The organism is Streptomyces sparsus, from assembly GCF_054776295.1.
The window spans coordinates 12,629-28,159 of sequence record NZ_BAAHCA010000012.1; the positions used below are offsets into that span (position 1 = coordinate 12,629).

The window sequence follows — 15,531 nt, forward strand, 5'->3', positions numbered from 1 at the left end:
CGGCGCCGGGGCCTGCGGGCGCGGCGCGCGCCGGGACACGTCGGACGGCGGCTGGGTCAGGCCGCCATGCTGGCCACCAGCAGGGATTCCAGCGGTTCGAGTTCGCCGCCGCGACTGGCGGCGAGCAGCCGCTGGGTCAGTTCGGCGTGCTCCACCCGAGGGGCCCTGAACCGGGGGCGCCCCTCCGCAAGCCGGGCGGTAGCGCGGCTGTACAGCTTGCGGCTGTAGGGCTCGCTGATGCTCAGCACTTCGGCGATCTCTCGGTAGCTGTACTCGAAGGCGCCGCGCAGCACGAGGACGGCACGCTCGGCCGGGCCCAGGATCTCCATCAGCCAGGCGACTCCGCGGCGCAGCTCGTCCGCGCGCTCCACCTGGTCGGCGGGCCCTTCGGCCCTGCTGGGCCGCTGGGTGGCCTCGTCCACCAGGACCCCGACGCAGGAGACCCGCTGGGTGCGCGCGGACTTGCGGTAGTCCGCGCACAGCCGGGTCACCACGGTCGCGAGGAGCGCGCCGTGGTTCTGCACGTCCGTGGCCGTGATCCAGCGCAGCCACGCCTCGGAAACGATGTCCTCGGCCTCCTCGGCGGAACCCGTACGCCGGTAGGCGAGAGCCAGGAGGCCCGCCCGGCGGCGATGGAACTCGTCTTGGTCAGCTGTAAACATGAGTGTCGTCTCCAGGCCGGCCCGGGTGCTGCCCGAGTCTCCGTTCAGGCCCGGCCCTCGGCGAGCATCTGACGTAAGCTCTTGTCGAAGGCCTCGGCGCACTCGGTGATATCCGCGTCGCCCATCGGCGTGGAGATGCAGCCGAGGCCGCTGTCGCCTATGTGGACACCGTTGTCGATCAGCACCCAGAACAGTCGCTTCATCGCCGCGGCACCGCTGGTGTAGCCCTCGGGCGCGCTGGTGGCGATCACGCGGAACAGCGAGCCGAGACCGTTGACCTGCCAGTCCAGGCCGGACTCCGTGATGCTGGCGCGCATCGACTGCCGTATCCGCTCACCGAGTTCGCCGATGCGTTCCATCGCCTCCGGGGTCAGCAGCCGCAGCGAGACCACGCCGGAGCTCATGCTGACCGGGTTGGCGTTGTACGAGCCGGAGTGCGGCAGGGCGGGGGCGCCCTGGCTCGGGTCGAAGACGCTCATGTACCTACGACGGCCGGCGACGGCGCCGATCGGCATGCCGCCGCCGATGACCTTGCCGAGCACCGTCAGGTCGGCTTCGCTGCCCAGGGCGTACATGGCTCCGTGGTAGCCGACCCGGTAGGAGCCGACCTCGTCGGAGATCAGCAGGGCGCCGCTGTTGTCGCAGAACTCGCGCAGCGCGTCCAGGTACTCCTTGTCGGCGGGCACCAGACCGATGCGCCACGGCACCGGATCGATCAGCACGCACGCCAGGTCGGCAGCGTGTTCGCGCAGGACGGCCAACGCGCCCTCGGCGTCGTTGAAGGGTATGACCACCGTGTTGGCCACCACGGCCTCGGGGTTTCCGGTCACCGCGTGGTTGATGAGCGAGCCGGAGCCGTCGTTGTTGACGGCGACGGCGTCGTAGGCGCCGTGGTAGGCACCGGCGATCTTGGCGATCTTGGGGCGCTTGGTGTACGCGCGGGCGGCCTGCACCGCCATCATCACGGCCTCGGTGCCGGAACTGGTGAAGCGGACGTGTTCGAAGGTCTCGTTGCGGGCGGTCAGCGCCTCGGCATACTCCACCTCGACCGGGGTGGGCATGCCGAAGCTGGTGCCGTGACCGGCCGCCGCCGTGATGGCCGCGATCATCTCCGGGTGGGCATGCCCGTGGATCAGGGTGGTGCTGTTGTTGAGGAAGTCGAGGCGCTCGACACCGTCGGCGTCGGTGACCCGGGCTCCGCTGCCCGACTGGATGTAGAGGGGGTAGGGGGAGCTGTAGACGGCGGTACGGCTGTTGCCGCCGGGCAGCACCTCGACTGCGCGCGCGTACAGGTCGGCAGACTTCTCGCTGTTCACGGTATGGCCTTTCACGAGGAGGAGGAACTGGAGGGATCGCACCACGGGGCGCTCTTCAGTGCGTGGTCTTGATGGACACGTCGGGGGTGAAGTAGGGCCCTGCCAGGGCGACTTCACTTCCCGCCGGAACCCATCGGGGGGTCGCGGAGGCCTCGGCCCCGGCGGTCCCCAGCTGTGCGGCGAGCCGAGCGGTGAGGACCGGCAGCAGCGGCGCGGCTGTCTCCGCCATGGCGCGGACGGCCATGAGTTCCAGGGCCACGCAGGTGCGGGCGACACCCGAGGGGGGTTCCGTGGTGAGCACGTCCTCGCAGACCTCGGCGAAGCGGCGTGCCCGGTCGGTGAAGGTGTGCAGGGTCTGCGCGGCGGCCCGGGCGTCGAACCGCTCCGGTTCGAGGACCCGCGGCAGCTGGGTGCACAGTTCGCGGATGTGGCCGTAGAACCCCTCGGCCTCGGTGTTCCAGCTGCCCGCTTCGGGGACGACCCCGCCGAAGTGCTTGCGCAACCGACCGTCGATGGACTGCAGCCAGGCGTCCCAGCCGCCGAGCAGCTCGGTGCGCACGAACTGGGCGTACTCGTCCACGGCGAAGTCCCTGCGGCGGGTGTCGGGGCGGGTGCCGGCCAGGTACAACCGGAGCTGGTCGCGGGTCTCCTCGGTGAAGACCTCGCGACCCCAGATCGCGTGCTGCCGTCCGGTGGAGAACTTCTGCCCGTCGAGCGTGTAGAACTCGTTGCAGATCATGGTGTCGGGCAGCGCCAGCCGGTCGGTGAAGGAGGCGAGGACCGCGGGGAAGACGATGGTGCGCAGGAAGGCGTTGTCGAAACCGAAGAACAGCACCGTCCGGGGGTTGTACGCGGCCGCGTACTCCTCCCAGCCGGCCAGACCCTGGTCCTGGGCGAGCCGGTCGAGGGCCGTGATGAAGCGGGCGGCCAGCTCGAAGGCCGAGTACATGCGCTGGCCCTCGGTGTCGCCGGTGGCGTCGGCCGGGATCGGGATGCCGTCCGGGGCGACGGTGCTGACCGGCAGGTCGGGCAGCGGCGCGGCGAGAGCCCGCTCGACGTAGGAGCGCAGTCTGGCGCTCATGTGGGTGCCGCGCAGGTGGGCCGTGAGCTTCTCGCGCAGCGGCTCGAGCGGCAGGTAGTAGCGGGTGAGGTCGTGCCGCTCGGCAGGGGTGCCGCAGGTGGCGCAGCTGGGGTCGCGCAGGTCCTCGTCCGCGAAGGGCAGGGCGCACGCCTCGCATTCGATGCCCGCGGTGTCGTAGGAACCGCAGTGCGGGCACGCGCCCGCGACGAACGCCTCGAAGAGGTACGTCCCGCAGGGGGCGCAGTAGTTGGCCGCGACGGTCTTCTTGGTGACGCGGCCGGTCAGCCGGAGCCGTTCGAAGACCTGCAGGGCGATGTCCGGGTACTCGGGTGCCGACGGTCGGACGAACACGTCCCAGGGGATGCCGGCCGCGGTCAGGGCTTCCTGGATCGCGTCGGTGTTGCGCTCCGCGAACTCGTAGAAGGACACGCCTTCCTTGATGGCGGCGGCGGCCACCTGGCTCTGGTGCCCCACCGTGCCCAGGAGCAGGCGCGCCTCGGCACCCTGCTGGACCAGGCCGCGGCGCACCAGGTCTGCGCCGAGGAACGGCCCGACGAGGTGGCCGAGGTGAAGTTCGCCGTTGGGGGTGGGGAACGACGGCAGCAGCAGCACCGGCCGATCGCCGGGGGTCGCGGCGGCCGCGCGCTCCTCGTGCGCCTTCTCCAGCGCCGTCATGTCCTCCCACCAGGTGGTCAGGAAGGTCAGCGGACGCCCGTCGGAGGTGTTGCGCAGCGTGTGCACGCCGAGGGGCGCAAGCCGGACGGTGTCCCCGCCGGTGACGGTCGCGCGGGCGTCGTCCGAGACGACCTCGCCCTCGCCGTCGAGGATCACCCACACCTCGGTGTCGTGGTGGTTGTGGGGTGCCGTCGTCTCGCCGGGGCGCAGGGTGACCCGGCGCAGGTTGAAGGGGAGCCTGCCCTGCTGCGCCCAGGAGGGCTCGACGCTGCGTACGAAGTCGGGCAGCTCGAGGTCACCGACCGTACGGGGGATGCGGATGACGTGCATGGCATGACACGGAGCGGCACACGTTGCGAGAGCGTGCGCGCTCCGTTGCTCCTCTCGTGGATGTCGGGGCTGGAGGTCAGGGCCGGCCGGCCGCGCTCGGCGGCTCCCAGTCCAGGGCAGTGCTGACCGCTCCGGTGTCGTAACGCTCGTGGCCGAGCAGGCTGTTGGCGATGACGGCGCTGCGCCAAGCGAGCAGGCTCAGATTGGGGTCGGCGACGCCGAACTCGCGCCGTGCGGCGTTCTGGACGTAGATCCGGTTCGCGGCGGGGCCGTCCCAGTCGAGGCTGAAGTCGGGACGGACTGCGGGGAGGCCGTGCTGGAGGCTGAGCCGGTCCTTCAGTCCGAGGAGGAGTTCGGACATGCCGTGCTCGTAGCCGGTGGCACAGACGACCATGTCGACGTCCTCCTCCAGCACCGCACCGCCGCGGGCGGGCTGCCAGACGGTGCGCAGGGCGGCGTCGTTCTGCTTGAGTGCGGTCAGGCGCTGGTCGAGCAGGATGCGGCAGGGGCGGACCCCTTCGAGGAGTTCCAGGTCGTACATCTGCTGGTAGAGGGCCCGGAGCAGGGAGAGCGAGATGCCGTCGCTCGCCATGCGCAGTCGGTCGACGGCTGCTTCGCGCTCCGTCTCGGGCAGGCTGTAGAAGTGGCGGCTGAAGTCGGGCAGGAACAGCTCGTCGACGAACGGGCTGTCGTCGAGCGGCAGCAGGTTGCTGCGCCGGGTGCCCCAGACGATCTTGGCGGGCCGCTGTGCCGGCGAGCTGAGCAGGTAGTGCACCACCTCGGCGCCGCTCTGCCCGCCGCCCACCACGGCCACCCGCTTGCCCGCGAAGTCCCTCTTCCGCCTGAGCAGTTGCTCGGAGTGGAAGACCCGCTCGGGGTCGTGGTCCACGGCGCACTGCGGCAGCTTGGCGGGCAGTCCGGTGCCCACCGCGACGTTGCGGGTGCGCAGCACGCCGTCGGTGGTGTGCACCAGGAAGGCGGCGCCGTCCCATTCGACGGCCTTGCTGGTCACGCCGAAGCGGAGGTTGTCCATGCGGTCGGCGGCCCAGCGGCAGTACTGCTCGAACTCACGGCGCGGCACTTTGGAGCGGCCGGTCACGAGCAGCCGGTACAGGCGCTTGGTTTCCACGAGGAACGCCGGGAAGGAGTACGGGTTGGTCGGGTCGACCGGGCTGACCAGGTCCTTGAGGAAGTGCACCTGCATCTCGGCATCGGGCAGCATCAGGCCCGGGTGCCAGTCGAACGCGGGCTTGCGCTCCAGGAACACGGTGGACAGACCGGGCTCCTGAGCCGTCAGCGCGGCGAGGCTGAGGTTGGACGGCCCCGTGCCGACACCCACCAGGTCGTACGTCTCGGGTGTTGTGCTCATCGATGATCCCCCTTACGTGCGCTAGTGCTCGGCAGCAGGCACAGGATGCGCCGGCGCCCAGTGGATTCCGCGCGCGGTGAGTGACCGCATCACCTGCTCGGTCTGCTCCCGGGACAGGGCGAGATGTGGCTTGAGCCACCCGCTGCCGGTGATGGCGCGCCGGGCCACCAGGTCGGTGGCGGCGGCCAGCGTGAATCCGGTCGTACGGGCCATGGCGGACAGGCCCGTTGTGTCGTCGGCGCGGTCGAGCACCGTGGTGCGCAGGGACGTGGGCCTGCCGCGGCGGAGGCCGTGGGCAGTCAGTTGCAGGACCACCATGTCCCGGTCGTCGGCGGTTGCGCGTACCTGCGGTGCGAGCACCCGCTCGACGAGGCGGCGGGGGGACACCAGGGCCCCGTCCACGTCCACGGGTTGCTCGGCGAGCAGGCCGAGCCGGGCGAGTTCCGCCACCACCTTGGCGAAGCCGGGCCAACGCAGCGTCTTCTGCGTGCAGTTCACACCTCGCAGGGCCGGGTGCTCGCCCAGCCAGGGCGCCATGCCGTCGTGGTAGGCCTCCAGACGGCCGACGCCCTCGACCTCGCGCTCCTCGACGCCGGAGAACCGGGGGTGGGTGACCACCTGCCCCTGGGACAGGGCGAACGCGTCACGCTGGCCGATGGGCAGGTGGTGGCTGTTCTCGCCGCCGAAGAAGCTGGTGTGGTTCAGCGGTTGCAGCGGCCGGCTCGGGATGCCCCCGCAGGAGATGTCCAAGCTGTCCACGGTGTCGAGCCGTCCGGCGAGGTCCACGGCGAGCAGCTCGGTCAGGCCGGGCTCCAGGCCGAAGGGCAGCACCACGGTGCCGCCGCCGGACCGGACGTCGGCATCCAGTTGGTCGAGCCGGTCCGTGGGCGGCCGGGTGACGGCGGTGGCCGGGACTCCGGCCCGCACCGCCGCGCGTAAGGCGGACTCCGTGGCGGCCCACGGCATGGCCATCGCGACGGCGTCCCGGTCGGCGAGGGCGGCGTCGACAGTGGCGGCGGTGCGGATACTCGCGGTGCTACGGGCCGTGAGCCAGTTCTGGAGCTCCGCGACGACGGCCGGGTCGCGGTCGAGGAGGACGAGGTCGCTCGTACCGGGGTGGGTAGCCAGGGCGTAGGCCGCCGCGCGGCCCATCTGCCCGCAGCCGAGTACGGCTGTTCTCATGAGTGCGCCTCCCGGGGTCGTGCGACCCGCGTCATAAGGCGTGCCGCTCGGCGGGCGCCACCCGGGCCCTCACGTCGCCGGAGACCCGGGCGAGCAGGGCTTCCAGGCCGGTGCGCTCAGGGTGGCTGGTGATGAGGGCCGCGACGCGCTGCTGCCCGAAGTTCTGCGGGGGCAGAGCCACTTCGGTGCCGGCTGCCACCTCGTAGAAGACGTGGTCCAGGCCGGGGTCGCCGCAGATGGCGGGCAGGCCCTCGATCTCCTCGAAGTATCCGGCCTGCTCGGCCAGGACGAACTTCAGGGCCACGTTCAGCCTGCGGTCGTGGTCGAGGCGCAGCGGCTCGCCGGCGGCCACCCGGACGACGTTCTCGAAGTAGTCGACGCCGGTGGCGAGGGGGACCAGGTGCGAGCCGATGTAGTCGCCGGCCGGGCGGGCGGCGACCTCGATGAAGCGCAGGCCCTGCCCGCCCCACTTGGCCTCCAGATGGAAGGCGCAGTTGTCGAATTCGAGGCCCGCGATGATGTCCTTGGTGGTGGCCATGATCTCGTCCCAGGCCGTCTCCGGCAGGGAACTGGGCACCTTGTGCTCCAGTTCCAGATGGAAGGGGGAGCTGGTCACCTTGTCGGTCATGGTGACGACGTGGACCTCACCGCCGGACACGAATCCCTCGACGCTCACCTCAGCACCCTCGAGGTACTCCTCGACGATGAACTCCGCGCCGAACTGGCGGAACACCGGATCGAAATCTGGCTGGGCGATTCGGGTGAGTCGCTCCATGGCCTCTTCGAGGTCCTCCGGCTTGCGGAGTTCGAAGATGCCCTTCGAGCCGGAGGCGCCGGTGGGCTTCACCACCGCAGGCAGGCCCACCTCTTCGACGGCGGCGCGGAGTTCGGTCAGATCCCTGACTTTCGCGAAGCGAGGGAGAACGCCGTCGAGGTGCCGGAGGGCGTCCTTCATCGCGTACTTGTTGCGGGCCCGCAGCGCAGCGGTCTCCGACATACCGGGAAGCCCCAGGTCGGCGGCGATCGCGGCGACCAGCTGCACGTCGATTTCCGTGAAGTTCGCCACGCCGACCAGGTCGTACTCGGCGGCGATCTCCCGGGCGGCGGCGAGGGAGGCTTCCCGGTCGTACGTGTCCACCTGCCGGAACTCATGCACGAGTGGCTTGGCGAATTCAGGGATGGACCGGCCGAGCAGAACCACCTGATAACCGAGCCGGCGGGCAGCGAGAAGAGACTCCCGACCTTCCCTTTGAATACGACGGAGATTAACGAAAAGGATGGTGCGGACTGTCACGACATACCTCTCTCGCGAGTGACGTGCTTGGGTATCGACCAGCCCTGAGCGATCTTTATCCAAGCACAGGGCCGCACGGATTGGGAAGAGGGTTTAGGCCACAAGAGAGCCATTGACCCTCAGTAAGGCCGGACAGCAAAAAGTCCGATTCCTTTAACCTTTCGCCACCGCGTCATCACATTCAGTAGTATTTCAGTCGAGAAATGCCCGGTTTGTTATGAATAGCACCCTACGCGTGTCATCGCGCGTAGACAGGATTGTTCGAGCCAGTCGACGGTTTCGAGCGCGCCCGTCGACCTTGAGAAACATTCACGAGGGAAGTAATGCAGGAAAGCTTTGCCCGACCTATACGGAAAAGGAGAACCGGGTGACGGTCCGGTCCGTTCCGGACGACGGAGGGACGGGCGGACATTGCCTGGCGCGCCGTGATCCTGGCCGTGTCGGTCCGCGATGTTGTTGACGAGTTTCCTCACGTTGGTCGCGACGATTCGGGCCTTCGCGAGGACCTCGCCGGCGGTCGCAGTCCAGGTGAACGGTTTCACGGTCGTGTTCCGGTAGTCGATGGTCACGGATCCGTTTGTCCAGACGTTGACGTACCCGAGTGCGACTTCACCACCTTCTCGAGGAAGACCGGGAAATCCTTGCCGTTCCGGGTCCGCCTGCACTCACCGAGCACCTCGCCGGTGGTCACGTTCAGGGCGGCGAACAGGTTCGTGGTGCCGGAATCACGAGAGGCGCTAGGAGACGGCCGCGGGCGTGCGGGCCTCGACAGTGTCCGCGAACTGCACGACCAGCCGCTCGAGTGCCTGCGCGGGCTCCTCGGCGAGAACCGCGCCGGCGGCTCCCAGCGCGATGTCCTTGTCGAGCGTGAACCAACCCGGAGCGATGTGCGCCGCACCCATGGAGGCCAGGACCGGCCGCAGCGCGTAGTCGATGGCAAGGACGTGGGCGATGGTGCCGCCGGTGGCCAGCGGCAGGACGGCCTTGCCGCCGAGGGCGTGCTGGGGCAGCAGATCGAGCAGTGCCTTCAGCAGCCCCGAGTACGCCGCCTTGTACACCGGCGTACCGACGACGACAGCGTCGGCCCGTTCGACGAGCGCGATCACCTCGGCGATCGCCGGGGCGAGGGTGTCGGCCCGGAGCAGCGCCTCGGCCGGCAGGCCGCGCGCGTCGAGCGGTACGACCTCATGTCCACGAGCGGCGAGCAAGGCGTCGACGTGGCGCAGCAGCCCGGTGGTCCGGGAGACGCGGGACGGGCTTCCCGATATGGACAGGACGGTTGCCATGGGGGGTGGGGTTCCCTCTCTGCTCGGAACGGCTGGACAGGCCCGAGAAGTCCTAGGAGACAGCGGTGCGCCAGTCCTGGCCGGCGGGTACGACGACCGCGGCCGAGCGGACCGTGCCGTAGTCGACGTCGAGACCGAGGCCCGGCGGTGTCCCACCGTCCGCGTGCGCCTTGAGCGCGTCGAGGAGGAAGCGGCGGGCACGGATGATGCCGCGGTCGCTCTTGCCCGGGTTCTCGATGCTCCGGTCGACGATCGGGCCCATGCTCTCCTGGACGGCGACGTCCTGGAGCACCAGACCGCGGATGCCGGAGAAGCTGCGTCCGTCCGCCATGGCTTCGCGGTCCTGGCCCCAGAGGTTCTCCGGGCCGTACCCCGCACGGATGTTGTCGGGGTCGAGATGGTCCAGGTCGAGGCCGAACTGCTCGCTGAAGTAAGCCGGATCAACCGGCTGGTGGTCGTTCCACCACAGGTACCACATGATCGTCTGGTGGTCGTTGACCGGAACCCAGGCGTGCCACAGACGGTCCCCGTTGGGCAGTTCGGGCACCACGGTGTACCAGGGCATGGCGAAGGGCTTGATCCGGGCCAGGGTGTCGCCTGTGGACAGCGTGCGCAGCGCCGCGTACCGCAGCCCGTACGGCTGTGCGTCGATCTCGTCCCGGGGAGCGGTGTCGTCGAGGAGATCCTTCAGCGGTCCGTTGCGGGCCTCCGTCTCATGCAGCAGCGACACGTGCGCGGAGTCGATGTCGGCCTCGACGCCCTGGAGCCAGTTGCAGTCCACCAGGGCGATGGTGGCGAAGATGTTCTCCGCCGGGGCCTTGGTGAAGGGGAACTGCGGGAACGGCCGGGGCTCCCGGCCGGTTCCGCCGAGCCAGACCCAGATGATGCCGCCGGCCTCGCGCACCGGGTGGTGCAGCAGCTTGACCCGGCTCGCGAACCTGCCGCCGTCCTCCGGCTCGGAGGGGGTTTCCCGCACATCGCCCGAGACGTGGAACTTCCACCCGTGGTAGACGCAGCGTAGTGAGCAGTCCTCGTTGCGGGCGAGCGCCAGGGACGCACCACGGTGCGGACAGGCCTCGTCGAAACAGCCCACCGTGCCGTCGGCGCCGCGGAAGAGGACGTACCTCTCGCCGAGCAGCTCCGCGGGCACGGGCGCCCCGCCCGGCTCGGCGAGGCGCTCGGACCGCATGACCGGCAGCCAGTACTCGCGCAGCAGCTGCCCCATCGGGGTGCCTGGACCGACTCTGGTCAGAGCTTCGTTCACCTTCTGCGTGGTCACTTACGGGCCTCCGTCTCAACTGGTGGGGCCGAACGCTGGCGTCCGGCCCCACTGTTGAAGACGATCGTGTGCCGACAGACGTGACAACTCGGGGGAACGACAGACGCAGATGTGGTCCGCACCTCCCGACGATCTGTCAGGGACGCAGAACGTCGTACGGGGAAGCCCCATCGCCGTCCTGGGCCAGGAACGCGATGGTCAACTCACTAGCCAGCTTCAGGGCCGGGGCCCAGTCCTGGCCCGTGAGCCGACCGGCGAGCAGACAGCCGAAGAGCACGTCGCCCGCCCCGACGGTGACGACCTCGCCCGCGTCGGCGACGGCGGCCTGCGCCACCACCTCGGATCCGTCGGCCGGGACCAGCAGAGATCCCGACTCGCCCAGGGTGACCAGGCAATGGCCCCCGGGGGCGGGCAACCGGCGCGCGGCTGCGACGATTTCGTCCCGCTCCGTCAGCTCTTCGCCCGCCCACAGTGCGAGTTCATGCCGATTCAGCGCGACCAGATCGGCTCTGCGGCCGTCCGGCTGGAGCTGAGCCACCGTGTTGGGGTCGGCCGACAACAGCCAGTACGGCACGCCCAGGTCACGGGCGGTGTCGGCGAGCCACGCCAGGGTCGGGGCCTCGCTGTCCGTGCCACCGACGACGACGCCCGCACCCTCGAACACGCTGCGGAACCGGTCGAGCAGTGAGGGGGTGAGCTGGCACTGGGCCTGCGCCTCGAAGAACCTCTTGTCCGCGACCGTCCCCTCCACCAACTCGGCGTGGAACACCGGCAGGTTCGAACGCACCGGTAACCGCGACCAGTCGACCCGGTTGCGGGCCAGGTGCGCCCCCACGGCCGCGCCCAGCTCGCCGGAGTACTCCACCGTGAGGAGAACGGGTTGGGCACCCCGCGCTCCCAGGGCGCAGGCGGCGTTGTGCGCGACTCCGCCCCAGCGCAGGACGGCCGGATCCCTGCCGTGCCCGAGCGGGCCCTCGTGCAGGAAGTCCAGGGTGACAGTGCCGAGCAGGATCGGCCGACCGCTCAACGGGGCATCTGATGCCGGTATGTGCTTGATGGGACTCACCTTCCGTGGGAATTCCTCTTGCCCGAACCGCCCTGACGCAGGGACTGTTGCGGCAGCGGTCCTGAACGGTATCCCTATCCCTTGGCAGTCGATTCAAGATCGTGTTATTTTCCCTGCCGGGACGACCGGCTCGCGGCTGCCGTATTGGGCATGGACCACCGATGCGGGCCTTCTCCCGCAGCCAAAGCCTCAAGTCGTAGACCGACAACCAGCATCGTTGCGCACGGCTTCCGATCCGCCGTATGCGGATGACTTCCCGACCCTTCGAATTTCGAATGTGGATTCTTCCGTCTGCCACGTCCTGAGGGACGTCAGCCTTCGATCCCTCGTCCCTGCGCAGGCGCTGCACGTGAGGGGAAAAACCAGCATGCTCCTCGGTTACGAATTGCCCGGGGCGGGCCTCGAGAACCCCGCCCGAACACTCGTCTCGGCGGCCAGGGCAGCCGAGGCCGCGGGGGTCGACTACCTCGTCCTCGACGACCGCCCAGCAGCCCGGGCGGCCGGCATCAGCGCCCCGTGGTCGATGGTCACGGCGTCCCTGCTGGCGGCGAGAACGACGCGGATCGGCCTCGTCACCAATGCGGCGCTCGCCTACCACGAGCCGTACGACCTGGCGCGTACGGTCGCTTCGCTCGACCACATCAGCCACGGCCGGTCGGGCCTTCAGGCGATCAACGAGCCCGACCCGGCCGCAGACGCCAATCACCGCCGGGAGGGGGTGGATCCGGCAGCCGACCGCGACGTCCGGGCCGCCGAGTTCCTCCCCGTCGTCCAGGACCTCTGGGACACCTGGGAGGACGGGGCGTTCGTCCATGACAAGGCCACGGGCCGGTTCATCGACGCCGACCGCATCCACACCCTGGCCGCCGACGGGCAGGTGTTCAAGGTCCGCGGGCCGCTCAACGTGGTGCGCCCACCGCAGGGACACCCGGTCGTGTTCGCGCCTGCGGCCGACCGGCTGCTCGCGCCCTCGGCCGACGTCCTGACCGTGGGGGACCCCGAGTCGGCCCCGGCGGCCCGGGCCGAGGCCGGCGGGCGCCCGGTGGTGGCCGTCGTCACCCCCTTCGTCGCCGAAATCGAGGCGTACGCCCATGAGCCGCACGCGCAGGCGGGGTCACCCCGCTCCGACGAGGCCCGCGGCGTACTCGTGGGCGACGAACTGCAGCTCGCGGCCCGCCTCCTGAGCTGGATCGAACGGGGCCTGGTCGACGGCTTCACCCTGCGTTTCCCGTCGTCCGTACCCATGGACGCCTTCACCGACCTGGTCCTGCCCCGGCTGGGTGCCGAAGCACGGCTGCGCAATCCGCTCGCCGACGCCACCACGCTGCGCGGGCGCTTCGGGCTGAGCAGGCCCGCAAACCGGATCGTCGAACGCGCGGCCGCGGCCGACACCACGAGAGGCTGACCGACATGCCCACTGAGCGACAGCTACACCTCGGCCTGATGTTCTGGGCGACCGGCACCCACGCCGCGGGCTGGCGCCACCCCGAGGCCCAGGCCGACGCCGCCTACGACATCGCCCTCATCCAGGAGGTCAGCGCGGAGGCCGAACGGGCCAAGTTCGACTTCGTGTTCCTCGGCGACCGGCTGGCCTGCGACCCGTCCTTACAACACAGCAACCCGGCGCAGATATCCCGCCTGGAGCCCTACACCACGGCCACCGCGATCGCCGCCGCCACCACGCACATCGGCGTCGTCGTCACGGCCAACCCCACCTACGGCGACCCCTACTCCATCGCCCGGCAGATGGCCTCGCTCGATCTGGTCAGCGAGGGCCGGGCGGCGTGGAACCTGGTCACCGGCGCCGATGCCGCCGCCGCCCTCAACTTCAGCCGGGACGCGCACTGGGACACCGCCAAGCGTTACGCGTGGGCCGAGGAATGCCTCCAGGCAGTGCGCGCCCTGTGGGACGGCGCGGCCGAACAGGAGGGACAGGAGCCGCTCCCGGCCGACCACCGCGGGCAGTACTTCTCCGTGGACGGCCCGCTCGACGTGGCGCGGCCGCCGCAGGGCCATGTCGTGCTGTTCAACGCAGGTACCTCCGACCAGTCCCGGGAGCTGGGCGCCCGCGCCTCCGACATCGTCTTCGCCGGGGTCCAGCCGACGCTGGCCGACCGTAAGGCCTACTACGCCGACATCCGCGCCCGCGCCGCCCGCCACGGCCGCGCCGACCAGGTCAAGGTGCTGCCCGGCCTCACCCCGATCGTCGCGCCGACCACGGAAGAAGCGGTCGCGCTCCACGACCAGCTCAACGACCTGTACGTACTCGACCCGGAGCAGGACGTCGGCGAGATGATCCGCAAGGGCGGCATCGGCGAGGGGTACCGGCGCAACCTCACCTCCGCGAGCCAGGTCTTCGGAGTGGACGTGCGGAGCCACGACCTCGCCGACGAGGTCCCCGCCGAGACCCTCGCCCAGGTCTCCGAGGAGGGCGCCCGCAGGCTGGCCGAGATCACCCGGCTGACCCGGCGCACCGCGGACGGGCCGCGCCGGATCACGTACGGGGACCTGGTGCACGCCACCCCCTCCCAGCTCTCGCACGTCGTGGTCGGCAACCCGGAGGAGGTCGCCGACATGATCCAGGAGTGGTACGAGGACGGCGTCGCCGACGGCTTCAACATCTACCCCGCCTACGTGCCCGGTTCGGTCACCGCCTTCACCGAACTGGTGGTGCCGGTGCTGCAGCGCCGCGGGCTGTTCCGCAAGGAGTACGCGGGGCGCATGCTGCGTGAGCACCTCGGCCTGCCCGTACCGCCGTCCGCGCGGGCCAAGAGGGAAGGGTGAGGTCATGGGCACGCTTGCCGTCACGGGCGCCGGCAGCCTGTTCTCGGGCGACCTCGCCGACCCGCTGATCGAGGGGGCCGACACCGTTCTGTGCGCCGACGGCATCATCACCGCGATCGGCCGGTCTGTCGAGCTGCGGGAGCCGCTGGCCGCGGCCGACGAGGTGATCGACGCGGCCGGGGCCACGGTGGCGCCGGGCCTGATCGACTCGCACGGGCACGTCACCTTCGGCGACTACTCGCCGCGGCAGCGGGCCGTGGACTACCTGGAGGGGTACGTCCACGGCGGCATCACCCGGACCGTCTCGGCCGGTGAGGTGCACGTGCCGGGTCGGCCGCGGGACCGGGCCGGGGTCAAGGCGCTGGCCATGGCCGCGCACGCGAGCTTCGAGCGGTTCCGTCCCGGCGGAATGCGCGTGCACGCCGGGAACGTGCTGCTCGAACCCACCCTGACCGAGACCGACTTCAACGAGCTGGCACAGTACGGTGTGTGGCTGGCCAAGTTCGGGTTCGGCGCGTACGCGAAGGCCCTGGACGGGGTGGAGCAGATCCGTTGGGCCAGGGACCGCGGCCTCCTCGTCATGTGCCACGCGGGGGGCGCCAGTGCGGCGGGGTCCGCGTCGCTGGGCGCCGACGAACTGCTGGCGCTCGGCCCTGATGTGTGCGGGCATGCCAACGGCGGCCCGACCGCGCTGCCGGACCGCGACGTGGACCGGCTGCTCGCCGAGAGCGGCATGGCGCTCCAGCTCGTCCAGGCCGGCAACCTGCGCGCCGCCCTGCGCATCGTCGAGCGGGCCTCGGACGAGAACGCGCTGGGCCGGATCGTGCTGGGCTCCGACACCCCGTCAGGCTTCGGGGTGATCCCGCTGGCCGTCCTGAAGACCGTGGTGGAACTCTCCGCGCTGTCCGTGCTGGGGCCCGCGCAGGCATGGGCCCTGGCGACCGGCAACGTCGCCGACGTCTGGGGACTGCCCGCCGGACGTCTGCGCCCCGGGGCGGAGGCCGACCTCGTCGTCCTCGACGCGCCATGCGGTTCCGCCGCCACGACCGCTGCGGACGCGATGGCGCTCGGCAACATCCCGGGCATCTCCGCGGTCGTCACCGACGGCGTGCCGCGCTTCCTGGCCAGCCGCAACACACCTCGCGCGGCCCGCCCTGCCGGGCTGACCCGACAGCGGGCCGCCTGACCCCGACCCGGCCCGTCCTCC

At 70.4% G+C, this 15,531-nt stretch carries 12 protein-coding genes; 3 read left to right on the top strand and 9 right to left on the bottom strand.

Annotated elements, in window-relative coordinates:
• Nucleotides 1-56: 56 nt before the first annotated feature.
• The 9 genes from ACYVE9_RS02175 to ACYVE9_RS02215 form a co-directional block, all read right to left on the bottom strand.
• Complete coding sequence (locus tag ACYVE9_RS02175) at nt 57-662, bottom strand: sigma-70 family RNA polymerase sigma factor (RefSeq protein ID WP_461025961.1); 606 nt, start codon at nt 660-662, stop codon at nt 57-59.
• Nucleotides 663-706: 44 nt separating this feature from the next.
• On the bottom strand, nt 707-1,978 hold the full coding sequence (locus ACYVE9_RS02180) for an aspartate aminotransferase family protein (RefSeq protein ID WP_461025962.1): 1,272 nt from the start codon (nt 1,976-1,978) through the stop codon (nt 707-709).
• 55 nt (nt 1,979-2,033) lie between these two features.
• The gene (locus tag ACYVE9_RS02185) at nt 2,034-4,064 is read right to left on the bottom strand and encodes a class I tRNA ligase family protein (protein WP_461025963.1); all 2,031 of its coding nucleotides are present in this window, start codon (nt 4,062-4,064) and stop codon (nt 2,034-2,036) included.
• 76 nt (nt 4,065-4,140) lie between these two features.
• Nucleotides 4,141-5,433, bottom strand: coding sequence for a lysine N(6)-hydroxylase/L-ornithine N(5)-oxygenase family protein (locus ACYVE9_RS02190; protein WP_461025964.1), 1,293 nt, complete (start codon nt 5,431-5,433; stop codon nt 4,141-4,143).
• 21 nt (nt 5,434-5,454) lie between these two features.
• Complete coding sequence (locus tag ACYVE9_RS02195) at nt 5,455-6,615, bottom strand: saccharopine dehydrogenase family protein (protein ID WP_461025965.1); 1,161 nt, start codon at nt 6,613-6,615, stop codon at nt 5,455-5,457.
• Between the two features lie 31 nt (nt 6,616-6,646).
• Nucleotides 6,647-7,909, bottom strand: coding sequence for an ATP-grasp domain-containing protein (locus ACYVE9_RS02200; RefSeq protein ID WP_461025966.1), 1,263 nt, complete (start codon nt 7,907-7,909; stop codon nt 6,647-6,649).
• 737 nt (nt 7,910-8,646) lie between these two features.
• Nucleotides 8,647-9,195 carry an NADPH-dependent FMN reductase gene (ssuE, locus tag ACYVE9_RS02205; RefSeq protein ID WP_461025967.1) on the bottom strand — a complete coding sequence of 183 codons (549 nt, stop codon included), beginning with the start codon at nt 9,193-9,195 and terminating at the stop codon, nt 8,647-8,649.
• Nucleotides 9,196-9,247: 52 nt separating this feature from the next.
• Nucleotides 9,248-10,474 carry a Rieske 2Fe-2S domain-containing protein gene (locus ACYVE9_RS02210; protein WP_461025968.1) on the bottom strand — a complete coding sequence of 409 codons (1,227 nt, stop codon included), beginning with the start codon at nt 10,472-10,474 and terminating at the stop codon, nt 9,248-9,250.
• 136 nt (nt 10,475-10,610) lie between these two features.
• Nucleotides 10,611-11,501, bottom strand: a complete 891-nt coding sequence (locus tag ACYVE9_RS02215; protein WP_461025969.1) for a carbohydrate kinase family protein — start codon at nt 11,499-11,501, stop codon at nt 10,611-10,613.
• Nucleotides 11,502-11,907: 406 nt separating this feature from the next.
• Here ACYVE9_RS02215 and ACYVE9_RS02220 point away from each other — a divergent pair, with 406 nt between their 5' ends.
• From ACYVE9_RS02220 to ACYVE9_RS02230, 3 genes are read left to right on the top strand one after another with little or no spacing between them, the layout of a single operon-like run.
• Nucleotides 11,908-12,945 carry an LLM class flavin-dependent oxidoreductase gene (locus ACYVE9_RS02220; protein WP_461025970.1) on the top strand — a complete coding sequence of 346 codons (1,038 nt, stop codon included), beginning with the start codon at nt 11,908-11,910 and terminating at the stop codon, nt 12,943-12,945.
• A gap of 5 nt (nt 12,946-12,950) precedes the next feature.
• Nucleotides 12,951-14,324, top strand: coding sequence for an NtaA/DmoA family FMN-dependent monooxygenase (locus tag ACYVE9_RS02225; RefSeq protein WP_461025971.1), 1,374 nt, complete (start codon nt 12,951-12,953; stop codon nt 14,322-14,324).
• Nucleotides 14,325-14,328: 4 nt separating this feature from the next.
• Nucleotides 14,329-15,510: an amidohydrolase family protein gene (locus tag ACYVE9_RS02230; RefSeq protein ID WP_461025972.1), complete on the top strand. Its 1,182-nt coding sequence runs from the start codon at nt 14,329-14,331 to the stop codon at nt 15,508-15,510.
• The last annotated feature ends 21 nt before the right edge of the window (nt 15,511-15,531 follow it).